A 23,680-nucleotide genomic window follows, 5' to 3' on the forward strand; every position below is an offset into this window, starting at 1 on the left:
TACCTCCTCTATTTTATTCTTTGGTTAATTCCGTACCAAATGATGTCAACGCGCCTTGATATGGATGCTACATCTTGAAAGACCCATCCGCAGGCATCGCGCCATCTGCGATCAAGTGCTTCCATCGGAACAATTCCTTTGGAAATATCCGATCCGATTACAATGCAGTTGTGAGCATCCTTTTCTTTCTCCCATATTCGCCAGTCAGCCATGATTTCCTTCCACCTTTTTCGAATCGAATCTGAATCCATCTTTTCTGCATCTTGTTGTATCCATGCATCCAACCCCTGCAATACAACAGTATTGCCTTGAAAATCAATCAATTCCGGCTGTTCTTTTCGATAACCGGATAGCCAAAGGACATCACTTTCCAGACCATACAATTGCTTTACCCATTTAGTTTTCCCATTATAGGCGCCCCCTGTAACAAAGTGCATCGTTCTCCCCTCCTTAAGCTGTTCCGGTCTTCCCATATCAGCTCATATCCCCTGCCATGGGAAATCCCCCAATCAAAAAAATTCTTTTCCTTCGGGGCATAACGGACCAATAAGTCACGAATTACCCCACCATGTGTCATTATGGCAAATCGGTTCTCCTTACAGGCAATCAATTGTTTCCAGCCATTATTAACACGTTCGGAAAATCCCGGAAAGCTTTCACCCCCAGGCACCAATGCCTCCATGGGACGTTCCAGCCAATTAAGATAATCTTCATCTGCCTTCAAATCATCATACGTCTGCCCTTCCCAACTGCCGAAATTCATTTCACGGAACGAAGCGTTTTTGACCGGAACTATATCTGGAAACAGCAGTCTTGCAGTTTCCACACAACGAGGCAAATCACTCGTGTAAATTTTTTCATACTGTGGGTAAGAGCCCCTTAAGTCTAGAATTTCCTTTTCTCCTTCGGTACTTAATGGAGAATCCGTCCAGCCTAAATAGGCCTTTCGCTCATTTGCTACTGTCAGCCCATGGCGAAGTAGTGTAATAGCCACAATATCAGCCATAACCAAAGCTCAACCCCTTCCACGGATGCCCCCAGTACATCCCCCGTTATCCCACCGAACCAACTGATGACTTTACGTTTTATATAAAACAGGAAAAACAGTGCAGCCAGACACATGATGAAAAATAAGGTGACAAGCTTAGAATCGATGATCCAGGCGATCGCCAGACTTACAAGGAGGTACAGCAAATAAATGGGCAAACTGCTTTTCTTTACTGCACTTTGAAAAAAAGCGCCGAGCCCCTCTTTTTTAGCCAGTGGCATCCGGATAAGTAAATAACCCATCACACATTTGCTTAAGAGTGGAAGGGCAATGATCAAGAAGTATGTCCATTCATTGACCCTTTCGACAATTTCATAGATAAATATGAACCGGGCGGCCAAAAGGACAATGACGGAGATGACACCGAATGCACCTGTCCTTGAATCCTTCATGATTTCCAATCGCCGCTCTTTATCCTGATAGGAAAAAAAAGCATCACTTGCATCGATCCAGCCATCGAGATGCAAACCTCCCGTTAATGCCATCGTCAAAAACCAAAGGAAAAAGGCAATTGCAAGCGATGACAATGGGGTCCATTCAACTAGTGCATATAAAACACCGCCCAATATCAAGCCTAGTAAAAGACCAACTAGTGGAAAGGTTTGAATGGCACGGTGTATATATTTCTTCTCCATAGGAAGCTGCTTCTTAATTGGAAAAACTGTAAAGAACTGCAGGTTAATTAAAAATCCAATCACTGCGTTCATTCCTGCATGCACCCTTTCTTCCGCAATGGGATTCCCGATTCAACTAGATAGGCTTCATTCGCCTGCCCGACGATCGTTTGATGAAGCAGGCCTAATGTTTTTCCGTATATATGGAGGAAATCATTCTGGAAAATCGGTTCCTGCACCAATTCATTGCTCACGACTATTAAACAGCTGGATCGTTTTCTTATCTCATTGATCCCGGTTATTATTTTTGAAAAAACGCTTTGTAAAAACTCCTTTTCAAGCGGAACACCTGGGCCAAATAGTTCGTTATCAAGCAGGGTTGTCAGACAATCGAGCAGGATTATGGAATCCTGATTAATGTCCGCTCCTATTCGTGTAATATCCGTTGCGTATTCCGAAGTCTTCCAGGCGATTGGGCAGCTTTCTCTATCTTTCTGGTGCCTAAGGATGCGTTCACCCATTTCAACATCACTGACACGGCCGCAAGCGAGGTAATGCAAGTTCCCATCCGTTTGAAGTGCATATTCAAGGGCTTTTCTTTCCGCGAAACTGCTTTTTCCGGACCGGACACCCCCGGTTATAAAACAGAGCCTTGCTTTCTCCACTGTCTTACCCCCTCCATCAGCGCTTCGTTATCACGTTCACTCTTCACTGCAAACCGAAGCCACTTTCCATCCAACCCCGGGAAATTATAGGTATGGCGCGGTACTATTCCTTTTTTTAGCAAAAAGGGAAAAAGGGATAAGGATTCATCTTTCACTAAATAGAAATTAACTGCGCTATCAGAGACACTCACCCCTTGTTCCTCATAAAACCGGAATAGTTTCTGCTTTTGCAATTGAATATAGTCTCTTGTTTTTCTCATATATGCTTCTTCAGCAAGACAGATTTTCCCTACTTCCAATGCAACATGGTTGACGCTCCAATGCGGTTTATAAGTTCTTACACGGGTTATGATGTCAGGTGCCGCAAGCAAATAGCCTAGTCTCAAACCCGGAATTGCAAAGATTTTAGTCATTGATCTTAGAATGAGTAAATGTGGAAATTCATTGATTAAAGAAGCATAAGTAAAGGCATCTTCCGTGAAATCATAAAAAGCCTCATCCATGACAACCAGGCAATCCGCTTTTTGACATTCAAAGATCAATTTCCTAACTTCATCCTTCTTAAATGAAACACCCGTCGGATTATTAGGCGTACATAAGAAAATTGCATCATATTCGGATAATCTAGGAATCAACCGATCCAAGTCCAGTTTCCACTCAGGTGCATCAAGCTGATGAAAATCGACCTCACATCCTGCTGCCAAACAAGCTTCTGCATATTCCGCAAATGCCGGCTGAATGATCAACACCCTTTGATTGGTTAACCTGTTCGCTACCAACATGATTATTTCTGCACCACCATTACCCACCAAAACGGATTGCTCAGGAAGCGCTTCTTTTTTGGCAATTGATTTTGTCAGTTCAATGGCATGCGGATCTGGGTAATGTAAGATTCCTTCGAAAAATCTAGGCCACTGTTCCTTTATACGTAAAGGCGGACCCAATGGGTTGATGTTAGCACTGAAATCGAGAACAGATTCAGGCATTTCGATTTCCAGCGCTTCGTAAAGATAATGAGGATTAGAGCCATGAGAAGGTAATGTCAAGAATAAGTCCCCCTAGCCATAGCATCAGTAGAAATAGAAAAGATGACCGATGCATGATGGTAATCGTTTTTGGTATATGTTTTGCTTCTAATCGAACAAGCGGAACGCCCATCCTCGCACGGTCGGAAACAATTCCTTTGTACATATTCCGGCCGCCTAGCTGTATTCCCAAAATGGCAGCAACGCCTGCTTCACACCACCCGCTATTCGGACTTGGATGTTTTTTAGCATCATTGAATAATATCTTCCATCTAGCACCAAATCCATGATAGCCGGATTTTGAGCTCAGCAACATCAGGAACCCAGTGAGGCGGCTGGGAATCCAGTTCACGATATCATCGAGCTTAGCTGAAGCCCAGCCAAATTGCCCATATTTATCATTTTTGTACCCAACCATGGAATCGCAGGTATTAATTGCCCTGTACACCATCGCGAGCGGCGCACCGCCAACAGCTGCCCAAAACATTGGGGCAGTAACACCATCACTGGTATTTTCTGCTACGGTTTCTACCGTCCCCCTGACGATTTCGGATTCATCAAGATCAGCAGTATCACGGCCCACGATATAGGAAAGTTTAAGCCTCGCTTCAGGATAATCCCGTTCATTCAGCGGATGGCACACATCCATTCCAGCTTGCTTTAAGCCCTTCTGAGCTATCGTAGTGGCAATGACAACAGCTTCCCAAAGGATACCTGCAAGCGGATGGATCCGATAAGCCAAGTAGACGGTTAGACCTGTAATCAATATCACCATCGCTAAGACGATGATCAACATGAAGAGTCCATTCCGTTTCTTATATGCCCCTCTATTGAATGCCTGATCCAACTTGCTTATCATCGTTCCTATCCATTTAACTGGATGCGGCCAATTTGGCGGATCACCAATTAATAAATCAAGGAAAAACGCCAGTGTAACTGCAATAAGATGATGGTAAATCATAGATCCTCAATCCGTTTCCGATTTTTCTTTATTGCTTCTACTGTACAATCATATACACCGCGACTGATCAGCTTCCCTAACGGAGTGATGGTGCCTGCATATTGAAGCTTTGCCCCTCTTTGTGCTGCGGCAATCAAAATACTGTCAGTCGATGTTCCTGTTGCACATGTATTCGTCACCTTATCCAAGACATGCGAATCATGAAGGGCCTTTACTTTTGCCTCGGTCGCAGTAACTATGCTGTGTATGAAAGCCTCTTCTGCCAAATGCCCATTTATGAATATCCATGTATTTATGGTTCCTGGAGCGGAACTCCAAGAATGCCGGTCAGCTAAAGAAGCGTCGATGGCATTCCCTACACCAGCCGTCACGATGATAAAAACCGAGAAATCTTCAGCTCTCATTAACTTGAAGGCAACCGTATCGAGAAAGACGGCTGTCATCATCCCCACCGTTTCCTGCGGTTCAAATCCATGAGTTTTTAAATAGCCGGCCATTTCAACATGATGATCCCTGCAGTCATAATCATGATGGACATGCCTATTCACGAAATATTTATGCCAGCCCGTACCCGAACCGGTCACTCCAGAAGACATCGTTCTAAGCGGGATCGGAGAATTCAATTGAATCATCTCAGGTCCCACTGTCAGATAAGATTCATCAATTTCCAATGGGATAGTGTCATTGCCATGCTTCTCCGGAACGATGAACATTTGAGGTTTCGGAAGTGCGGGATGTGGATGTTTTTCAATCGTCGTATGATATACACCTTGAATCCGTTCCTGTTGGAGCACTTCATTCGGCACATCAACAACCTGAATTTGCCCTTTTTCAAGCAACATAAGCCGATCACAATATAATCCAGCCAAATTCAAGTCATGAAAAATTGAAATAACGGTTAACTCCTGTTCTTTTGCCAGTTTTCTCATAAGATCAAGAAGATCCTTTTGATAGGAAAGATCCAAGTGGTTCGTAGGCTCATCCAAAAAAAGAATTTCCGGTTCCTGGGCAAGTGCCTGTGCCAGTAAGACCCGTTGTCTCTCCCCTCCTGATAATCGTTCAAAATGAAGATCCTGGAAATCCGCTACTCCCGTTTGTTCCATAACCCGTTGGACGATCATTTCATCTTCTGCGGACCAACTATGGAACCAGCCCGTTTGATGGGCATACCTCCCAAGTGAGACCGTCTCTTTTACTGTATAGGAGAAAGCTAATGAGGAATGTTGAGGGAGCACGGCAATGACCTGTGCAAGTTGTTTTGATGAATATTCCTTCAAATCCCTGCCTCTTAACCGTACGCTTCCGTCCTTATAATTAAGCACCCCGCTAAGCATGCTTAAAAGCGTCGTTTTTCCGCTGCCATTAGGACCAAGGATCCCGAATAATTCCCCTTTATGTACATCAAAAGAGACAGAGTCCAAAACAGTTTTGTTGTCATATCCACCTGTTAACCCTTTTACTTCAAGCATCCGTTTTTACCCTTCTCTCCGTCTCTTTAATAAAATCAGCGCAAATGCCGGTGCCCCGATAAGTGAGGTGATCACCCCGATCGGCAGTTCCGATGGGGCAATGATCGTTCGTGCTACAAAATCCGCCAATATTAAGAATCCGCTTCCTACCAGCAATGACAACGGAAGCAAATGTTTATGGTCAGGTCCCCAAATCTTCCGGACAAAATGAGGAATGACCAATCCTACAAAGCCAATCGCCCCTGAAACGGCAACGGCTGCCCCTGTCAATGTCGAACCGGCTATCAAGATCCACATTTTCCGCCGCTTCACGTTCACACCTAAGTGTTTTGCCCGGTCTTCCCCGAAAGTCATCGCATTCAATTCGCTTGCATTCATGATCAAGGTCAACGAACCAATAATAAAAAACGGCAAAATGATTACGATATAATTCCATCCGCGCATTGAGACGCTTCCCATCAGCCAGCCGATGATTTGTCTTAATTCATCACCCGTCAGCGCAATCATCAATGAAATGAAGGCACTTAAAAACGAGCTGAAAATGATTCCCGTTAAAATGATCGTTTCCACTTTCATCGATCGATCCATTTTTTTTGCAAAAGTCAGTACGCAGAACATCGTGAGTACTGAACATAAGATGCTCAATGCCGGAAGAGTATATAAACCGATGAATGGCAGTGATATATTCAAGAATATTGTCAATACGGCGCCGACCGATGCTCCTGAAGAAATACCTAATGTGTAAGGATCAGCGAGCGGGTTCCGGAGCAGTCCCTGAAAAGCTGCACCCGCAATCGCAAGTGATGCCCCAACCAAACCCGCAAGCAACACACGCGGCAAGCGGATGTTCATCACGATATTCGTAAGCATCACATCCGGATCAGCAGAAATCGGCAAGTGAAAAATCTCCTTGCCGATTATTTGTATAAGTACGGAAATCGGAACTGGCACCGAACCAAAGGAAATGCCTATCGTCATTGCAAATAACAAAAATAACAACGCAATTAAATAAGCAAACGTCCATTTAGTTGTCAAATAGGTTCGGATAGACTGATTTGGCAAGTTCCTCTACTCCCTCTATTAAGCGTGGACCGGAACGGGTCACCAAGTCAGAAGGGACATCAAAGACTTGGCCATTCTTAACGGCATTTACGTCTTGCCATCCTTTTCGGCCTGTCACTTCACTTACTGGATCTTTTGTATAATTACCATACGTTGTAATGATGACATCCGGATTTGCAGCAATCATCGACTCTTCATCAATTTTTGCCCAGCCGTCCAATTCAGCAGCAGCATTATCCGCTGAAATAATATGAAGCATTTCATCCATGAAGGTATTTTTTCCAGGTGTATATATATCCGGTGATGGCGAAACCTCAATTAAAACGGTCTTCCTATCCGCTTCTTTAACGGATTTGGCTTTTTCCTGAATATCCTTGAGCTTTGTTTTCATATCCGTAACGATTTCGCTTGCCTTATCATTTTCTCCCGTTGCCTTTCCAATCATTTCAATAGATTCATAGACTTGGTCAAAGCTTTGTGCATCATTGACTACAAGGACATCTATTCCAGCATCCTTAAGCTGCTTTAAACCCTCATTCGAATTATGGGCACTTGATGCATGGGCAAGAACAAGGTCGGGCTTCATGGAGACAATCAGCTCCGTGTTCATTTCCATTCCGCCAACTTTTTTAATTTTTTTCGTTTCTTCCGGGTAATTATCATTGTCGGATACACCAACGACCTTTTTACCTAAACCAAGTGCAAATACCACTTCTGTATTACTTGGTATCAACGTAACGATTTTCTTCGGTTTTTGTTCTATCGTTACTTTTTCGCCCGTTGCATCTTTAATCGTAATCGGGAAAGCGTCGTGTTGAGCATGATTCGTTTGCTGCTTTTCTTTTCCTTCATCAGTAGCGCCACTGCAGCCAACCATCATGCCTGCAGTAAGCAACATCAACAATATCAAACCAAAAATCTTCTTCATTTTCATTCCCCACAATCTTTTCATTTAATTTCTTCACCTAATAATCTCGGAAGATGCACCCAAAACAAAAAGCACCTCCCGTTAAACGGAAGATGCTTGTATGGCAACAATATCATTACGGACTCTTAGGGTCTGCCACACACCTTCCCATCCGCGTAGGTTACAGGTGTACGAATCTTGGCAGGTCTCCTGGCTCATGGTCATCGTCAACGGCACCTTCCCATATCCCATACAGTGGTACACAGCCGTCAGCTCCCAAATACAGTGGCGGGACCGCGCTGGCATTTCACCAACTTCCCTTTTAAGTCATTAAGACACCAAATCGTTCATATGTATATAATTTTCACTGCCTTCATTATACACCATGTAAGAATCTATTATTATATGATTTTTCTGAACAAGTTTGAAATGCACCGTCCATCTTCAATGATTTGAAGCATTTTCTATCAGCGACGCGAACCCACCGACTGATAATCCAGGTGAAATCCGAACTCGATGCAAGGCATACATCCCTTGGTCCCTTGAAGCTCCTCCAGGTTCAGTAGTGACTGCCATCTTGTATCCAGCTTCTTCTGAAAGCCTGAGACTCTCTTCATTATAACGACCAACTGGATAGGAAAGCACTGTTGTGTCCTGTTGGAGGATACGATCGAACAGATCCTTTGACTGGACCATTTCCGCTTCTTGCTGCTCTGCCGTCATGCGGTTCAGCTCCAAATGGTTGATAGTATGGCTTTCGATCGAAATCCCATTCCCGCTCATCTCCATCATTTGTTTTTCAGTCAGGTGATGACCTTTATCGATGGACTTCCCGATCATGAAGACAGTCGCTTTCATATCATATTCTTTTAGTATATGGAAAGCGTCTGTGTAGTTATCTGTATAGCCATCATCAAAAGTAAGCCAGACACACTTTTCACTTGGCATCCGATTTTCGGTTAAAACGAGAAATGCCTCTTCAGGGGATAATGTATAGTAACCATTTTCCCGAAGCCAAGTCATTTGTAATCGGAATTCCTCTTTTGGTACCCGAAGGCCATTGCCTTCAGAAATGCTATGATACATCAATATTGGAAGCTGTACCGCGGACTCGGCCATTATCCAGTCTCTCGTATCGATTCGTTCAGTATATAATTCGTCCTCCGAATCCTGCCCAGTGTCATTCTCCGCTGCTGCAGCCACTTCAATGTTATCTTCCGTGATAGGCGCAGCCGTCTTTGTGCCTATACCCTCTAAAATCCCTTGTGAGCATGCCGGTAAAATTAAAATCCCCAGCAGCGTCACCATCCATAAAACTCTATAATTCCCCACTATCATTCTCCTAATTTTTTCTAGCATTATAGTACCAGAAAACCAGGAAATAATAAAGTATTCCATTTAATGAAGAGTAAGGAAACAGGAGAGCTGAGTGCCCCCTAAGCGTCTAGATGTTTTTTTTCATAATTATTATTGCTATTAACTTGAAAAGTTTGCCTATAAGAAATATAATAAATAAGTCGTCGACTTTTTTATATGTCCCAGTAGCTCAGCAGGATAGAGCGACAGCCTCCTAAGCTGTAGGTCGTAGGTTCGATTCCTATCTGGGACGCTAAAGTTTATAAGCCCTGTTATAATGCGGTTTCTCCGTGTTGTAGCAGGGTTTTTTTCTGTTGGCATGACCGTAAAAGCCGTAAATTGTATGTAGGATAAAAGCACTTCTGTACGTAGGAAACAGTGATATTCCATTTCACTATTATCTTTCTATGTCTGGAGGTGCTTTTTTTATGAAAAAACACGTTATTAAACAGCGTGGAACAGCGTTAAAGGAACGGAAATTGACCAGTAAGACTACGGAAAGTTTCACAATTGAATACACACTGCAAGAAGCCTTAGATATTTTTCTCCGTGCAAAAGTTGCTGAAGGTGTCCGACAGCGAACATTGGGCGAATATGTACGGCACATTAGGTACCTAACGGAATACTTATCTGTTTATCATCCGTCTTTTATGAAATGAAAAAACTAGTCGCTTTTGGGTCCATGTAACCTGCACGATGGAGCCAAGCATGAAACATAGAACCAGTTAGAAGAATCTCATTAATATCTACTCGATCAAGTTGGAGGGGATTAATGACCCTTATTGTAATTGGCTGAAGAAACAAAGGCACAAAAAAAGGAAGAGGGACTACAAAAGTCCCTCTTCCTTTCAGGCTGTCGACAAAGTCGACAGCTGTTTTTTATAAAAAGTTTAGCAACAATATATTGTGTCCTTCTTTCAAATTTACAACTAAATATGCTAATTAAAAGATAAAAAACCCCCTTTTTCTCCAACAATTCTTTTGGAAAAGGGGTTTGTCTACACTCTGAAAGGAAGAGGGACTACAAAAGTCCCTCTTCCTTTTTCACTTTATTTTTTTGAAATTTTTCTTAATAAATATAAAGCGTATATGATAGCTGGTATAGCTCCAATCATTAAAATCATGTTTATTAAACCAAATATAAAATAAGAAGGCGATACATTCATTTTAATTCAACTCCATTAAAAATTTTAGTCTCTATATGAATATTTTTGATAAACACGAGCATATTTACTATTTTTATTTAAAAGAGTAAGTTTGAGAGAACTAGTAAGACTTACATAGCCATTAGAAACGCTACCACTCAATTTATAATTTCCTACAGCATTCATATCATAACCTATTTTTTCAGCTTTTGAATCAGTAACATCACATGAAGCATCTACATTTGACCAAGTAGACCTTTTGTTCCTGCTACAGAACAATATCTCATTTTCAACCCATAATTACCAACAGAATAATGATTACCTAATTTTAAGGTAGCAACAACCACCCCTACACTTTTTAATTTAACCCAAGCAGTATACAATCTTTCTCCATAATCTTTAGGTTCATGACGCCATGGCCCCATCTTTGTAGAGGTAATTGCCAGAGCCTGTATGCTTCTTGAATTACTGTTATCAACTTCATCTGTTGAACTAAGTTCAACAGATGAACCATCGCTTAATTCTATTGTTGTAGGTCCTTCAGAATTAACATTTGATTCGTCTGATAAAGCTTTCTGCTTTACCTCCCTTTTTTGAATTCAAATTGTAGTTATCATGATATGTATCGGATAAATCTTTGAAATTGGATGGTAAATAATAATTAAAAATCTAAAATATTACCATTCTTGAACATTCAGTGAACATTAATTTTAAATGGCACTAATTATTTAAATTAAGAAGATAGCCGGCTTCGTAATGGTAATATGTAGAAGAAGGGTCAGGGGGAGCATTTTATGGAAAAGGTAAATTTCGTTGAGTTAAAGCATTTTTCAGATGAATATTCCGAAAAGCTAAATCAGTTTGAACTGCCTGAAGAACAAGGTCTATTTACTGCCTTGCCAAACAAGTTTACAGACGTAACAAAAGGGCAGCATCGTATTGTCATTTTAAGTGATGATGAACCTGTGGGTTTCTTTTTACTGCATTCAACAGATCGCGTAAAAGAATATTCGACTAACCCCAATGCCATATTGCTGACCGCATTATCAGTTGATTATAAGCAGCAGGGAAAAGGCTATGCAAAACAAGGCATGCTCCTACTGGACGAGTTTGTTAAATCAGAATTTCCTAATTGCGATGAAATTGTATTAGCTGTCAATCATAAGAACATCCCCGCACAAAAGCTGTATGTTAGGGCTGGATTTCATGATACGGGTTTGAGAAAGTTTGGAAATATCGGCGAACAATATATTATGAATTTAACCATTTAATTCATATTCATTTTTTTATTTCGATAAATATCTGCAGAAAAATAATGGATATACATTACAGCTGGTATATAATTACACTTTTTTAAAAAGAAATGTTTGAACCTGTCCCATCCGGGTATACAAATACTGTAAGACATTCTCACCAAAGGAGATGATGTGCACGATGAGTACAATCAGAAGCCAATGGAACAAAGAGAATGACGCAGCGGTGTTTAGTCCCGGTGATCAGCGTTAGAGTCAATTGAAGAGTTAGATGATAATCAAAAAGGGAATTACTAGTCTTCTCACCCAAAGGAGGATACTGATCATGAGTATTTACAGCCTATGGAATCCAGAGAATGATGAAGCAATTTTCAGTCCGGGTGATCAGCAACCATTCTGTACGCTTACACTAGTGGATTCGGATAAACACACAAAAAAAACTGATAAAACACTTGAATATGAATTGCAAGGGACCGTACTGAATGAAATTTAGTCGTAGCCGCGATATATGGAAAGGGATGGAGTGAATGCTCCATCCCTTTCCACTGTCTTTTTTTATGAATTTCGCCACTTCATTAAGCGGCAATCTTATTGTCAGGAAAGATGGCCCTGCGGAAGCAGAAAACTGCAAGGATTATGCCCACTCTGCCCATGCAAATAATCCCACAAAAAGAGCCCTCACTATAAAAACTAATAGTGAAGGACCTATTTCTTTTATTTATCGAATTTCAATTTGGCCAAAGCATCCGCTAATGCAGTATTGATCGGCTCTTCTTTATTTTGCTTTTTCATATAATTGGAGACTTCATTTTTTGATACTTTTTGATTTTTAGTTTGCCCTCTTCGTTTATTGTAAGAAGAAAGTTTTTCGTGAAAACCGCATTTACATGTGAATGTCTGTGCTTCTCCTTGACCGCGCATTTCCATCTTTTTGTGACATTGTGGACACCTGGCATTTGTTACACGTGAAACACCTTTTTTGTGGCCACATTCACGATCTTGACAGACAAGCATTTTTCCCTTTTTACTATTCACTTCAAGCATCAGCTTGCCGCAATCAGGACATTTCGTTCCTGACACGTTATCATGCTTGAATTTTTGGTCACTATTTTTGATTTCATGAACGATATTTTTAGCGTAGGCGCGCATATCGCCGATGAAAGCCTGTTTTGCTAGCTTTCCTTTTGCAATTGCTGTTAACTTTTGCTCCCATTGAGCTGTCAGTGCTGGAGATCGTAAGTCTTCAGGTGCCAATTGAAGGAGTTGTTTTCCTTTCGAAGTAACATGAAGGCCCTTCCCTCTCTTTTCGATCAGGAAGCTATTGAACAGTTTTTCAATAACGTCAGCACGCGTTGCAACAGTCCCAATCCCGCCAGTTTCACCCAGAGTCTTGATGAGTTCTTTGCTTTCCCCTGTCATGAAACGAGCAGGATTTTCCATTGCCGAAAGAAGTGAGCCTTCATTGAATGGTTCCGGCGGTTTCGTTTCACCCTCTGTTTGTTTCACAGTCGAAATGGTTAAACTGTCACCTTTTTGAACGTTCGGAAGCAGTTGCTCGGCAAGGCCATCTTTAGCTTCTTCCTCATCAAATTGATGATCATAGACTTCCTTCCAGCCTGATTTCAGGACGACCTTCCCTTTTGCCATGAACGTCTCCTGCCCCATTTTCGCGGTTATGGTCGTTTGCTCATATTCAAAAGGCGGCATCAATACGGCAAGGAACCTTTTAACGACCAGATCATAGATTTTCGATTCTTTGTCGCTCAGTTTTCCCGGTAGCGGCGTTTGCTCAGTGGGGATGATTGCATGATGATCCGATACCTTACTATCATCCACGAACGATTTATTGGCCTTAATCGGACTGCGCAGGATCCTCGATGCATACTGGGCATATGGTTTAATGCTGACGGCCTGTAATCTTTCTTTTAGCGTATCAACTAAATCCGTTGATAAAAAGCGTGAATCCGTCCTTGGGTACGTCAAGACTTTATGGCTTTCATATAAGCGCTGCATGATCGATAATGTCTCTTTCGCCGAATAGCCGAATTTCTTATTGGCGTCCCGTTGAAGTTCCGTTAAATCATATAAAGAAGGGGCAAAACTTTTCTTATGGGCTTTGTTCACTTCCACCACTTCTGCCTTTTTCCCCTTCACGGCTGCTAGAACCTTTTCTGCCTTGGCTTTATCGAATGTGCGTATATCTTTTGATTGGGCATCTTGCCAGATTAGGCGCAAATCGGATTCTGCATTTGCCGAAACGCCATAATATTTCTTAGGCTGGAATTGTTTTATTTCTTCTTCCTTTTTTGCAATCATCGCAAGTGTCGGCGTTTGGACCCGACCGCAGGATAACTGGGCATTGTGCTTGGTTGTAAGAGCGCGTGTCGCGTTCATCCCAACGATCCAGTCCGCTTCCGCTCTGGCCACAGCAGAGGCAAATAGATTTTCATACTCCTTGCCATCCTTCAGCTTTTTAAATCCATCTTTGATCGCTTTATCCGTTACAGAGGAAATCCAAAGCCGCTTGATTGGCTTCTTCACATTCGCTTTTTCGAGAATCCAGCGTGCAACAAGTTCCCCTTCACGGCCTGCATCTGTTGCAATGATGATATCCTTGACATCATTGCGGTTCAGCTGTGTTTTAACCGATTGAAATTGCTTGCCTGATTGCTTGATCACGACCAATTTCAAAGAATTCGGCAACATGGGCAGGTCCTCAAGGCGCCAAGTTTTATATTTTTCATCATAAGTTTCCGGATCTGCATGTGTCACCAAATGACCTAGAGCCCATGTGACGATATACTGATCGCCTTCAAAAAAACCATTACCCTTTCTCCCGCAATTCAGCACTTTTGCTATATCTCTTCCGACCGAAGGCTTCTCGGCCAGTACGACTGTTTTACTCATAGTAAACATCCTTCCCTTTTAAACTGATTTCTCTATTATCTCACATAATTTATGACAGGGCGATAATGCATAGGCATGGCATCCAAAAACAGGTCCAACAGGTGTCGATCCTATATTCATCATTACGATTTTCCCTGCCAAGGGCTCGATTGTCACCAAAGGGCATATATGTAAATTAATAGATTAGATAGCAATCCCGTGCAGATTTTAGTATGATGAAACGTAGGGATTTTTTCAAATTAATTGGGAGGTTCAATATAAATGAGCTTACTTTCTATAGATAAATTAGCACACAGCTTTGGCGACCGCACCTTATTCAAGGATGTTTCCTTCCGCCTGATGGCCGGCGAACATGTTGGTCTGGTCGGGGCAAATGGTGTCGGAAAGTCAACGATGATGAATATCATTACAGGACAGCTTATCCATGATGATGGCCGGGTGGAATGGACACCTGGTGTCGAATATGGATATCTAGATCAGCATACGATACTTTCTAAAGGTAAATCGATTCGCGACGTCTTAAGGGATGCATACTTACCTTTATTCGAGCAGGAAAAAGCATTGAATGAAGTAACAGAGAAAATGGGGACAGCCACTCCAGAAGAACTTGAAGAACTCTTGGAACAAATGGGTGAAATCCAGGACAAGCTTGAAGCCGGTGGTTTTTACAATCTGGATATTAAAATTGAAGAAGCGGCACGCGGTTTAGGGTTGGATGCAATCGGATTGGACCGTGACGTTTCTGCCCTAAGCGGTGGACAACGGACAAAAGTTTTACTAGCCAAGTTACTTTTGGAACAGCCTGAAGTACTGCTCCTTGATGAACCGACGAACTACTTGGATGTAGAGCATATCCGCTGGCTGAGCAGCTACCTAAAGGAATATCCTAATGCTTTCTTATTAATTTCGCATGATACCGAGTTCATGAACGGCGTCGTCGACGTCATTTTCCATCTTGAATTTTCAAAACTGACCCGTTACACGGCAACTTATGAAAAATTCCTTGAGCTTGCCGAATTGAATAAAAATCAGCACATCAATGCCTATGAAAAACAGCGTGAATTCATTAAAAAGCAAGAAGATTTCATTGCAAAAAATAAAGCCCGTTACTCAACGACCGGTCGGGCAAAGAGCCGTCAAAAGCAATTGAATCGCATGGAACGTATCGATCGTCCAGAAACTGCAATGAAACCTACCTTTGACTTTAAAGAATCACGTGCGAGCAGCCGTTATGTATTTGAAGGTGAGGATTTGGAAATTGGATATGACCGCCCATTGCTTCCGAAGTTGTCCATGACAATCGAACGGGGAGAAAAAATCGCCGTGGTCGGCTGTAATGGAGTTGGAAAATCCACTCTTTTAAAAACGATTTTGGGCAAAATTGATCCTCTAGGCGGCAAAAGATCACTTGGCGATTTCCTTTTTTCTTCTTATTTTGAACAGGAAGTCAAAGCAGGCAATACGACACCAATCGATGAAGTGTGGAATGCATTCCCGCATCTAGACCAACCACAGGTACGTGCCATTCTTGCCCGTGTCGGTCTGAAAAACGAGCACATTACACGTCCAATGAGCCATTTAAGCGGTGGTGAACAATCAAAAGTACGTCTGTGTAAACTTATGCTTACCGAAAGCAATTGGCTGTTATTCGATGAACCGACTAACCATTTGGATGTAGTTGCAAAAGAAGAACTGAAACGTGCATTGAAAGAGTATAAAGGAACGATTGTCCTCGTATGCCATGAACCTGACTTCTATGAAGATTGGGTTACCAAAGTATGGGATGTAGAAGAATGGTCGGCTCAAAATTAATTTTTTTTAGGGGATGTCGCAGAACGCGGCATCCCCTTTTATTATGAAGTAAATAAAAAGCTGACTGAAAAGACTCATTCAGTCAGCATTATTTCCTTAACAGCAGCTTAAACTCGTTCCGCCACCAATGTATATGTTTTCGGAAGTCCAATATCGTGGATTTTATGATTCGGTTCTTCCTCGAGTACTTTAATAACAAGCCCTGATTGACCTATTGACGTTATAAGTTCCCCGATTGTCCATTTACGCTGTACAACTCTTGAAAGGCTCCCTTTTTCCTCATCCGGCATATGCTTGGAAAAAGCGACCTCATTATTTTCGATTGCCGGTGCAAAATAGTTTCCTGTTATCTTATGCTTTTTGCCATTCGAAGTAATGAGCTTTGTTGAAATCGGGTGAAATTCATGCAGTACGAATCGGCCTCCGGGTTTCAACATCGATTTAATTTTTTCAAATAACGGCTGGAGATCGATTAAATAGTGAAGCACGCCAAGCTCCATTAAGATCAAATCCTGATTCCCTGATTCATGTTCCGATGGTAATGAAAGCACATCGGAAACAATATACTCGATGGAGACATCGGACCCATTTGCCAGCTCATTTGCAAACGTTGCGTTTTCCTGGGAAAAATCAACAACTTTCACTGTGGCTCCCAATATGGCCATCGCAACTGCTTTGACACCGTTCGACCCCATCAAATGAGTAATTTTTTTACCGGATATGTCCCCCATATATTTATAAAAAGGGTGCAGTCTCCATTTTGGGTTTTGCTTGATTTTCGATGCCAGTTCCGCAGGATTTCCATAACGATTGACAAGCGCTAAGTAATTATTCTGGTTCCACGCCTGTTCATTTTCCGCTGTGAACCCTTTCTGCTCGGCAAATAAGTAAGCATGAATCTCGGCACTGTACCTTCTCATTTCTTCATCGTATAAATAACTGTACAACGACCTGCACCATACCTCCATATCCCCCATCTTTATAGACAAACGATAAGGGTCAGTTTTAATGGTCGTGTTAAACCTGCAGTGGACAGTGACAGAAATCCCCTCGACATCCATTTGAAAAGAGGCAGTCTCAGGACTTTTTTCAGGCTTTGTCGGGGAGTATTCGGAAAAAAGATCTAATGCCTCATCAAAAAGATCCCATTGTACATCAATGACGATGTTCTCATAATTATCAATATCCACTCCTTGCACGAACAGAGCAGGTTGACCTGTATATTGATAAGGAATATTAGCTTGTTCCAACATGTTCCCCATTAATGTGATTGTATGATAATAACTTGCCTTCATATGAACCTCCTAGACATCAAAAGAGCATTACAATTATTCTTCTATAGCAAATTTCAAACCGATACTCGTAATGGCTATCAGCTCTTCATCATGGCGATCAATGCCATAAACGAGTAATGTAACAAGCATATATATTGCTCTGAACCTGGCTAAGCTCTCCGTTTCTTTTTCGATTTCACCATAGATTTCAAAAAAGCCTCGGCGCGCTTCTCTTGGGAAATAACTATATAAAAAGGATAAATCAATGGCAGGGTTTCCGATATGCACATCTCCCCAATCAATGATACCTGTAAGAACGCCTTCGTCATCAAGTAAAACATTTCGGATATGAATGTCTCCATGAACGAGTGAACTCGGTTGCGGAGCACCCAACTCGCCTAGCCCTCCAACAAAATCTTTAACCGCATCAGCTTGTTCAAAGTATCCTAGCTTTATTAGATTTGAGACATTTTCCATTAGCGACTTCTTGCGATAGGATACATCAAGCCTCATCATCCCATCAGGCTGTACACCTAAATGCTTAGCCCTTTCTACAGGGAAAAGGTGAACAACTTTCAAAAAATGGGCAAATCTTTTTGCCGATTCAGACTTCTTTGCTTTTGTTCCTTCTACAGGCAAGTGTCCCTTTACCATTTTATAACCGGTAAAAGGATAAGGATATAGTGTACTTGGTTTCCCAAAAAAGATTGGTTCAGGGATATCAAGCGGAAAAGTCCCTGCAATTGAAGGCAAAAGCTGATTTTCCAACTGAATCAACGTAACTGCAATAGGGCGGCGAGGGAAACGGAATACAAATTGCCCATTGATTTGTATGACCGTATTATCGAACCCCTCCCCAAGCTGCTTGATCTCTTTCAACTCAATTTCCGGAAACTGCAGCATGATTAATTTTCCTGCAAGCTCCAACGAAACTGGATATTCTGCCAACCAAGGCTTTTCCACTCCAGTCTCCCCCTTTTACCGGTTTCTCCCTCTATTGGGGCTGCTGCCTGATCCACCCCTAAGATTACTTGGCCCTTGTGCACTGTTTGCTCTACGGCTGTCTCTTTGATCTCCTCGTGGATTGTCACGCTTTGGTCCACGGCTGTCTTCCGATCGGCCTCCCCGCGAATCCTCACGTTTAGGTCCGCGGCTGTTTTCCATCCGGCCTCCCCGTGAATCCTCACGTTTAGGTCCGCGGCTGTTTTCCATCCGGCCTCCCCGTGGTTTCTCCCTCTCGATTTCACGATTGTCCGCTTGATTTACAGAACGGTGACTGCCTCGATTCGGTCCTCTCGTATCTATCCGTTCCCGATGGCGCCTTCCCCCTCCTGAATGCGGTCGGCGGGTACCCACTTCAGCATTATCATCATAACGTTTCTTTTTTTGTCCCACCTCATCAGGTTGGAACATTTTCACTCCTTCAATCGTCTTTCTTTCGATTTTCATGGAGATCCCTTTTTCTATATCGCTTAAAAGCTGAAGATCCTTCGTGGCAATGAAGGTTACAGCCAAGCCATTTTCACCCGCTCGTCCTGTACGGCCAATTCGATGGATGTAACTTTCAGCGTCCTCGGGAACATCATAATTGAATACATGTGTCACACCTTCTACATCAAGTCCTCGTGCAGCAACGTCCGTTGCCACTAAATATTGAAGCTTGGCATCCCTGAAGTTTTTCATGACGCGTTCCCGCTTTGCCTGTGAAAGGTCCCCATGGAGTTCTTCAGAATTGAATCCAGCTGCCTTGAGGGCATCATTCAAAACTGAAACGCGACGTTTTGTACGGCAAAATATGATCGCCAGGTATGGCTGTTCTTCTTTAATTATATTAATTAATGAAGACTGTTTGGCACGATCGGTCGTTTCGATGACAAGCTGTCTGATTTGCTCGACCGTTACTTGCTCAGCCTTCACAGCGGCGGTTAATGGTTTATTCATGTAGCGCTTAGCCAATTGATGCACTTGTTCAGGCATCGTCGCTGAAAAGAGCAACGTTTGGCGCTCCTCTGGAAGCTGACCCATGATTTCTTCCACTTCTGGTAAAAATCCAATATGGAGCATTTGATCAGCTTCATCCAGCACAAGTGTTTGAGTTTGGGAAAGGTCAATGGTGCCCCTTCTTAAATGATCTAATAACCTGCCTGGTGTGGCAACCACAACAGAAATATTTCTTGTCAGCTTTTTCATTTGCTGCTCGACATCCTGTCCGCCATAAACTGCAAGCACCTGAAGTCCTTCGATTTCATTGGCGAATTTTTTCAATTCGGCTGTGATTTGCAAAGCCAATTCTCTGGTTGGCGTGACGATCAGGGATTGTATGTGGGATGCAGCAGGATCGACTTTTTCCAGGATTGGCAGCAAAAACGCCAAGGTCTTCCCCGTTCCCGTCTGCGCCTTCGCGATGACATCTCTTCCAGCAAGGATATCCGGTATCGATTTCTCCTGTATGGGGGTGGGGTTGGATATTCCTATTTGCTTTAATATCATGTTAATCGCCGGGCTGACGCCAAGGTCGATGAATTTTGTCATGTATTTGCCTACTTTCTGAATTTCTTCATTTTATTGACTGGTAAACCAACTTCAGGAAATGGGTACACTTCCTTCACTAAAGGTCATTTTTCTTAGTCTAAGCTATTTGTTAGTATATCATTATCTATTTTCGAGAAAACCTGTCACTTAAAATTTTTCATGCTATTGTACTTTAGTTATTTTTCTAATATAATTTATAAGGTTTTATTATCCATACTATCGAGCTGCTTACTTGAAAAAGGGTAAGCATCTTATCCTTGTAGAGTTTTGCAAGGATTTTTTTTATATAAAAAAGGAGTGACCGCATGTTTAAATTAAAAGAACGGAATTCAAATATTAAGACCGAAGTACTTGCGGGGCTTACAACCTTTTTAACACTGGCTTATATCATCGTTGTAAACCCAATGATCCTTTCTGATGCCGGAGTTCCTTTCGACCAGGCATTCACAGCAACCATAATCGCAATAATAGTCGGTACCCTATGCATGGCCCTTTTAGCCAATTACCCAATTATCATAGCACCGGCCATGGGATTGAATGCTTATTTTGCATACTCGGTACTGGGAGCCCATGATATCTCATACACAGTTGCCTTTTCGGCAGTCTTTGTTACCGGTATCATCTTTATCCTTTTATCACTTACCTCTTTCCGCTCAAAATTGATTGAGGCCATCCCCAATAACTTAAAGCATGCAATCAGTGCCGGAATCGGACTTTTCATAACCTTTATCGGACTTCGCTTGTCAGGTGTCGTAACACAGCATGAATCCAACCTAGTCACCCTTGGAAGCTTCAGGGACCCTAGTGTGGCACTTACATTGGTTGGTCTGGTCATTACGATTGTGCTGATCGTACGTAATGTGCAGGGTGCGATATTCATCGGGATGATCGTGACTGCCATAATCGCTTTCTTTACAGGCCAATTGGAAGTGGATGGTCTTGTTTCCACTCCTACATTACCTGAAGGGATAATAGTCGCCAATCCAATCACATCTATCGCGGATGTCATTAACTACGGGCTTTATGGCGTCGTCTTCTCCATTTTACTTGTGATGTTATTCGATACGACAGGTGCTTTATTAGGCATTGTTCGTCAAGCTGGATTGTTGAAGAATAATAAGCTTGAAAAATCCGGCAGTGCTTTTTTTGCAGACTCCATCGGCACTACCGTTGGTGCCATGTTCGGTACAAGCCCGACCGCAGCCTCAGTTGAATCTTCAGCTGGGGTAGGAGCAGGCGGCAAGACAGGCTTAACCGCGTTAGTTGTGGCCATCCTTTTCTTAATAACTGCCTTCTTCAGTCCACTGATAGGGGCTGTTTCAAATGTAGCGGCAATCACGGCACCAAGCTTGATCATCGTGGGTAGTATGATGATCAAAAGCATTAATGAAATTGACTGGACACACTTTGATGAGTCATTCCCAGCCTTTTTGGTCATTGTCGCCATGCCGTTAACGTCAAGCATCGCAAACGGGATAGCACTTGGATTCATCGCCTATCCCATTTTAAAAATGGCTAGAGGCAAGTTCCGTGAAGTGCATCCGTTCGTGTACGTGTTTGCTATTCTATTCCTCTATCAACTGATTTTCCTAGCTTGATCATTTCAAGAGGAACCCCCTGTGGTTCCTCTTTTTTTAACCAGCTCTCCAATAAAAAGAAGGATATCCAACTTTTCGTCAGATATCCTCCTATATATTACTGGTTCATTTGATCAAGAAAATCACCCAGGAGATCATCAAGATTTTCCTCTTCTTGTTCGGGTTCTTCCACTTGTTGTTCGGGTTCTTCCAAACTCCAATCAAAATCATCCAGATCTCTCTTAGGCAAGTCTTCCTTGACCCCCTCCACTTCCTTTTCTTCAAGCTCAACTTGCATATATTCCTCATTCGATCCATTACTGTTCAAAGAGGCAAGCAAGGCCGTAGCGCGTAAAGGATCGGATAAAAGGTTGTACATAATCGTTCCAAGCATAGCTTCTGAGTGGGAATGCTTGAGCCAATCACGCTGAGATTTGCTTAGCTTGTTCGGCATGGGCAGGGCAATCATTTCCCGATCCTGATGGGTGGATTGCCCGACTCCATCGAGAACATACTCGGCAATTTTACTGGAAAAATTCCTTCTTTCCGTTTCCTTCAATTTCTGCAGCTGTCTTAACGTATAGTCTGATACATCCGAAGGGATACGAAAAGTGATGGCTTGCCCTCTTTTAATTTCAGAAGAAGCTGTTTTTTTCATTCTCTCACCTATTTAATGGAACCCGTTCTTTGTTCTTTCTTCTTTTGCTGGGACTGATTCTGTTCCTTTGCATTCCGGCGTTTAAAATCCGAAATCAATTTATAATAGGCGTTTGCCATCATCCAAACGCTTTCCCGCTCATCTTCGAAAAAGTCTATATTGTAGCCATCGAAATTTTGATTCAATGTTTTCAAGTAATCTTTCAGGACAATTGATCCCCCGCCTACGAAATAGCAGATTTCCGTTTGGGAATTTTTTTGCCATACATTGCGCAGGTGGCGATATTGCTTTTTGGCCAGTTCTCCCAAAATACGGTCAACGATATCATGGACACTAGTCCGGCTTCCGCGAACCATAATATGATTGCGATCATTTTTCTTCGTGATGATTTCAACGACGTCGCGTCTGCTATCCAGCTCGACACCATGTTTCTTCCTGATTTCTTCACGAATCGATTCAAGGGCTTCAGCTACTCCCAAATTGAATCCTTGAGCTTTGTCATCGTCAACTTTACGGTTTTTAATGACCGCGATATCTGTCGATAATCCACCGATATCCTGAATGAGTATTCTTCTATCTATTAATTCACGGTTAATGATATTCAAATCTTTATCCATGACCAAATTTATGTATGCAGCGAAGCCTTCTGGATAGACTTTCACTTCATCGAATTTGATATTAACCTTCATGCCTTGGTATTTAGGAGTAATTAAAAATTCCACCTGGTGGACTGAACCAAGTAATTTCGAGCGGTACCCGACGTCTTTCCCTTCTTTAACCTCCCGAAGTGGCAACCCTGTTCCAAGCGTATAGTTGGCTTCCACAACATTATTCACTTTTTTGAATGTATCGTTGTCCCCCAACTTGGCAGCGTCTAATGCAAGAGCCGCAAAAAGCATGACTAATGTTTGATCTTCTTCCGATTTACTGCTTCCTAAATCCAGTTCTGTAGGATTATCACTTTTTGTCGCCAAGTTCCCAACGCGATAAATCGCATTATTGTCTTGCAGAGCCGGTGAATGGACCCTAATATGAATCCCTTCCAATGGGTTTTTTTCATTAAGTTCCTCAATCCCAATGACCGGACGGTCCTCTATGTCTTTTGCAATGACATTTGGTATATATAGTTCAGACTCTAGCTTTCCAAAAATAGCTTTGATAGCATCATTTCCTACGTCTACTGCTGCGATTCTAGAACTCATCTAAAAACATCCCCTTTTTTATAGAAAAAAAATAGTGAACCATTCCCTTTAAGGATAGAAAAGGTTTCCACGATAGTCAATCCTTCATTAGTAATAGCTAGATTTGTCGAATTGTTTTCAAATTGTTTACAATAGGAACAAATATGTATACACCATATATATAGCTATGTGTACGCATTTGCACACAGGTATACGTAATTGTACACGATGCAT

The 23,680-nt window shown here is 42.2% G+C and carries 21 protein-coding genes, 1 tRNA gene and 1 riboswitch; of the genes, 6 read left to right on the plus strand and 16 right to left on the minus strand.

Going from position 1 to position 23,680, the window contains the following annotated elements; translation table 11 throughout:
• Window positions 1-8 precede the first annotated feature (8 nt).
• From ACFX4X_RS07550 to ACFX4X_RS07595, 10 genes are all read right to left on the minus strand, one after another.
• Window positions 9-437 carry a bifunctional adenosylcobinamide kinase/adenosylcobinamide-phosphate guanylyltransferase gene (locus ACFX4X_RS07550; protein WP_377382741.1) on the minus strand — a complete coding sequence of 143 codons (429 nt, stop codon included), beginning with the start codon at window positions 435-437 and terminating at the stop codon, window positions 9-11.
• Window positions 389-1,006, minus strand: a complete 618-nt coding sequence (locus ACFX4X_RS07555) for a histidine phosphatase family protein (RefSeq protein WP_284469156.1) — start codon at window positions 1,004-1,006, stop codon at window positions 389-391. The genes ACFX4X_RS07550 and ACFX4X_RS07555 overlap by 49 nt, the downstream gene beginning before the upstream one ends.
• Window positions 964-1,755 (minus strand): adenosylcobinamide-GDP ribazoletransferase, encoded by a 792-nt coding sequence (gene cobS / locus ACFX4X_RS07560; protein ID WP_377382744.1) that lies wholly within the window; start codon window positions 1,753-1,755, stop codon window positions 964-966. Before cobS ends, ACFX4X_RS07555 begins: the two co-directional genes overlap by 43 nt.
• Entirely contained in the window at window positions 1,752-2,327 is a 576-nt protein-coding gene (locus ACFX4X_RS07565) for a bifunctional adenosylcobinamide kinase/adenosylcobinamide-phosphate guanylyltransferase (protein WP_061465832.1), read from the minus strand. Before ACFX4X_RS07565 ends, cobS begins: the two co-directional genes overlap by 4 nt.
• The gene (cobD, locus tag ACFX4X_RS07570) at window positions 2,300-3,373 is read right to left on the minus strand and encodes a threonine-phosphate decarboxylase CobD (RefSeq protein ID WP_377382746.1); all 1,074 of its coding nucleotides are present in this window, start codon (window positions 3,371-3,373) and stop codon (window positions 2,300-2,302) included. Before cobD ends, ACFX4X_RS07565 begins: the two co-directional genes overlap by 28 nt.
• The gene (cbiB, locus tag ACFX4X_RS07575; RefSeq protein WP_317778024.1) at window positions 3,348-4,313 is read right to left on the minus strand and encodes an adenosylcobinamide-phosphate synthase CbiB; all 966 of its coding nucleotides are present in this window, start codon (window positions 4,311-4,313) and stop codon (window positions 3,348-3,350) included. The genes cobD and cbiB overlap by 26 nt, the downstream gene beginning before the upstream one ends.
• Window positions 4,310-5,782 (minus strand): heme ABC transporter ATP-binding protein, encoded by a 1,473-nt coding sequence (locus tag ACFX4X_RS07580; protein ID WP_377382748.1) that lies wholly within the window; start codon window positions 5,780-5,782, stop codon window positions 4,310-4,312. The genes cbiB and ACFX4X_RS07580 overlap by 4 nt, the downstream gene beginning before the upstream one ends.
• 6 nt (window positions 5,783-5,788) lie before the next feature.
• Window positions 5,789-6,844, minus strand: a complete 1,056-nt coding sequence (locus ACFX4X_RS07585; RefSeq protein ID WP_377382750.1) for a FecCD family ABC transporter permease — start codon at window positions 6,842-6,844, stop codon at window positions 5,789-5,791.
• A complete protein-coding gene (locus tag ACFX4X_RS07590; protein ID WP_483878230.1) occupies window positions 6,807-7,772 on the minus strand; it encodes an ABC transporter substrate-binding protein in 966 nt (321 codons plus the stop codon). The genes ACFX4X_RS07585 and ACFX4X_RS07590 overlap by 38 nt, the downstream gene beginning before the upstream one ends.
• A gap of 162 nt (window positions 7,773-7,934) precedes the next feature.
• A riboswitch (cobalamin riboswitch) is annotated at window positions 7,935-8,109 on the minus strand.
• An 86-nt stretch (window positions 8,110-8,195) separates the two neighbouring features.
• Window positions 8,196-9,098: a polysaccharide deacetylase family protein gene (locus ACFX4X_RS07595; RefSeq protein ID WP_377382807.1), complete on the minus strand. Its 903-nt coding sequence runs from the start codon at window positions 9,096-9,098 to the stop codon at window positions 8,196-8,198.
• 188 nt (window positions 9,099-9,286) lie between these two features.
• Between ACFX4X_RS07595 and ACFX4X_RS07600 the strand changes: the two genes are divergently transcribed.
• From ACFX4X_RS07600 to ACFX4X_RS07615, 4 genes are all read left to right on the plus strand, one after another.
• A tRNA-Arg gene (locus tag ACFX4X_RS07600) sits at window positions 9,287-9,360 on the plus strand.
• A gap of 175 nt (window positions 9,361-9,535) precedes the next feature.
• On the plus strand, window positions 9,536-9,766 hold the full coding sequence (locus tag ACFX4X_RS07605; protein ID WP_377382751.1) for a hypothetical protein: 231 nt from the start codon (window positions 9,536-9,538) through the stop codon (window positions 9,764-9,766).
• Window positions 9,767-11,046: 1,280 nt separating this feature from the next.
• Window positions 11,047-11,523 (plus strand): GNAT family N-acetyltransferase, encoded by a 477-nt coding sequence (locus tag ACFX4X_RS07610; protein ID WP_377382752.1) that lies wholly within the window; start codon window positions 11,047-11,049, stop codon window positions 11,521-11,523.
• A gap of 307 nt (window positions 11,524-11,830) precedes the next feature.
• Window positions 11,831-11,998 (plus strand): hypothetical protein, encoded by a 168-nt coding sequence (locus ACFX4X_RS07615; protein ID WP_284469149.1) that lies wholly within the window; start codon window positions 11,831-11,833, stop codon window positions 11,996-11,998.
• A 221-nt stretch (window positions 11,999-12,219) separates the two neighbouring features.
• Here the strand turns inward: ACFX4X_RS07615 and ACFX4X_RS07620 are convergent, their stop codons facing one another.
• Window positions 12,220-14,412, minus strand: a complete 2,193-nt coding sequence (locus ACFX4X_RS07620) for a DNA topoisomerase III (protein ID WP_377382754.1) — start codon at window positions 14,410-14,412, stop codon at window positions 12,220-12,222.
• 261 nt (window positions 14,413-14,673) lie between these two features.
• Here ACFX4X_RS07620 and ACFX4X_RS07625 point away from each other — a divergent pair, with 261 nt between their 5' ends.
• Entirely contained in the window at window positions 14,674-16,224 is a 1,551-nt protein-coding gene (locus tag ACFX4X_RS07625; protein ID WP_061465848.1) for an ABC-F family ATP-binding cassette domain-containing protein, read from the plus strand.
• Window positions 16,225-16,331: 107 nt separating this feature from the next.
• Here ACFX4X_RS07625 and ACFX4X_RS07630 read toward each other — a convergent pair whose 3' ends face one another.
• From ACFX4X_RS07630 to ACFX4X_RS07640, 3 genes are read right to left on the minus strand one after another with little or no spacing between them, the layout of a single operon-like run.
• A complete protein-coding gene (locus tag ACFX4X_RS07630; protein WP_377382755.1) occupies window positions 16,332-17,519 on the minus strand; it encodes a class I SAM-dependent methyltransferase in 1,188 nt (395 codons plus the stop codon).
• A 33-nt stretch (window positions 17,520-17,552) separates the two neighbouring features.
• The gene (locus tag ACFX4X_RS07635; protein ID WP_377382757.1) at window positions 17,553-18,461 is read right to left on the minus strand and encodes a phosphotransferase; all 909 of its coding nucleotides are present in this window, start codon (window positions 18,459-18,461) and stop codon (window positions 17,553-17,555) included.
• A 15-nt stretch (window positions 18,462-18,476) separates the two neighbouring features.
• On the minus strand, window positions 18,477-20,030 hold the full coding sequence (locus tag ACFX4X_RS07640; RefSeq protein ID WP_377382759.1) for a DEAD/DEAH box helicase: 1,554 nt from the start codon (window positions 20,028-20,030) through the stop codon (window positions 18,477-18,479).
• A gap of 305 nt (window positions 20,031-20,335) precedes the next feature.
• Between ACFX4X_RS07640 and ACFX4X_RS07645 the strand changes: the two genes are divergently transcribed.
• On the plus strand, window positions 20,336-21,628 hold the full coding sequence (locus ACFX4X_RS07645) for an NCS2 family permease (protein ID WP_377382760.1): 1,293 nt from the start codon (window positions 20,336-20,338) through the stop codon (window positions 21,626-21,628).
• 97 nt (window positions 21,629-21,725) lie between these two features.
• On the opposite strand, the gene ACFX4X_RS07650 is transcribed toward ACFX4X_RS07645, so the two are convergent.
• Entirely contained in the window at window positions 21,726-22,265 is a 540-nt protein-coding gene (locus ACFX4X_RS07650) for a hypothetical protein (RefSeq protein WP_061465853.1), read from the minus strand.
• 8 nt (window positions 22,266-22,273) lie between these two features.
• Window positions 22,274-23,467: a ParM/StbA family protein gene (locus tag ACFX4X_RS07655; RefSeq protein ID WP_284469144.1), complete on the minus strand. Its 1,194-nt coding sequence runs from the start codon at window positions 23,465-23,467 to the stop codon at window positions 22,274-22,276.
• Between the last annotated feature and the right edge of the window lie 213 nt (window positions 23,468-23,680).

Source organism: Peribacillus sp. YIM B13481 (assembly GCF_042787985.1).
GTDB lineage: Bacteria > Bacillota > Bacilli > Bacillales > DSM-1321 > Peribacillus > Peribacillus simplex_A.

Excerpts from the sequence above, each read along its gene's own strand:
- ACFX4X_RS07655 (WP_284469144.1), bottom strand. The coding sequence starts at position 23,467 with ATGAGTTCTAGAATCGCAGCAGTAGACGTAGGAAATGATGCTATCAAA.
- ACFX4X_RS07615 (WP_284469149.1), top strand. The coding sequence starts at position 11,831 with ATGAGTATTTACAGCCTATGGAATCCAGAGAATGATGAAGCAATTTTC.
- ACFX4X_RS07590 (WP_483878230.1), bottom strand. The coding sequence starts at position 7,772 with ATGAAGAAGATTTTTGGTTTGATATTGTTGATGTTGCTTACTGCAGGC.
- ACFX4X_RS07580 (WP_377382748.1), bottom strand. The coding sequence starts at position 5,782 with ATGCTTGAAGTAAAAGGGTTAACAGGTGGATATGACAACAAAACTGTT.
- ACFX4X_RS07640 (WP_377382759.1), bottom strand. The coding sequence starts at position 20,030 with ATGACAAAATTCATCGACCTTGGCGTCAGCCCGGCGATTAACATGATA.
- ACFX4X_RS07555 (WP_284469156.1), bottom strand. The coding sequence starts at position 1,006 with ATGGCTGATATTGTGGCTATTACACTACTTCGCCATGGGCTGACAGTA.
- ACFX4X_RS07650 (WP_061465853.1), bottom strand. The coding sequence starts at position 22,265 with ATGAAAAAAACAGCTTCTTCTGAAATTAAAAGAGGGCAAGCCATCACT.
- ACFX4X_RS07610 (WP_377382752.1), top strand. The coding sequence starts at position 11,047 with ATGGAAAAGGTAAATTTCGTTGAGTTAAAGCATTTTTCAGATGAATAT.
- ACFX4X_RS07620 (WP_377382754.1), bottom strand. The coding sequence starts at position 14,412 with ATGAGTAAAACAGTCGTACTGGCCGAGAAGCCTTCGGTCGGAAGAGAT.
- ACFX4X_RS07645 (WP_377382760.1), top strand. The coding sequence starts at position 20,336 with ATGTTTAAATTAAAAGAACGGAATTCAAATATTAAGACCGAAGTACTT.
- ACFX4X_RS07625 (WP_061465848.1), top strand. The coding sequence starts at position 14,674 with ATGAGCTTACTTTCTATAGATAAATTAGCACACAGCTTTGGCGACCGC.
- ACFX4X_RS07630 (WP_377382755.1), bottom strand. The coding sequence starts at position 17,519 with ATGAAGGCAAGTTATTATCATACAATCACATTAATGGGGAACATGTTG.
- ACFX4X_RS07605 (WP_377382751.1), top strand. The coding sequence starts at position 9,536 with ATGAAAAAACACGTTATTAAACAGCGTGGAACAGCGTTAAAGGAACGG.
- cobS (WP_377382744.1), bottom strand. The coding sequence starts at position 1,755 with ATGAACGCAGTGATTGGATTTTTAATTAACCTGCAGTTCTTTACAGTT.
- ACFX4X_RS07550 (WP_377382741.1), bottom strand. The coding sequence starts at position 437 with ATGCACTTTGTTACAGGGGGCGCCTATAATGGGAAAACTAAATGGGTA.
- cbiB (WP_317778024.1), bottom strand. The coding sequence starts at position 4,313 with ATGATTTACCATCATCTTATTGCAGTTACACTGGCGTTTTTCCTTGAT.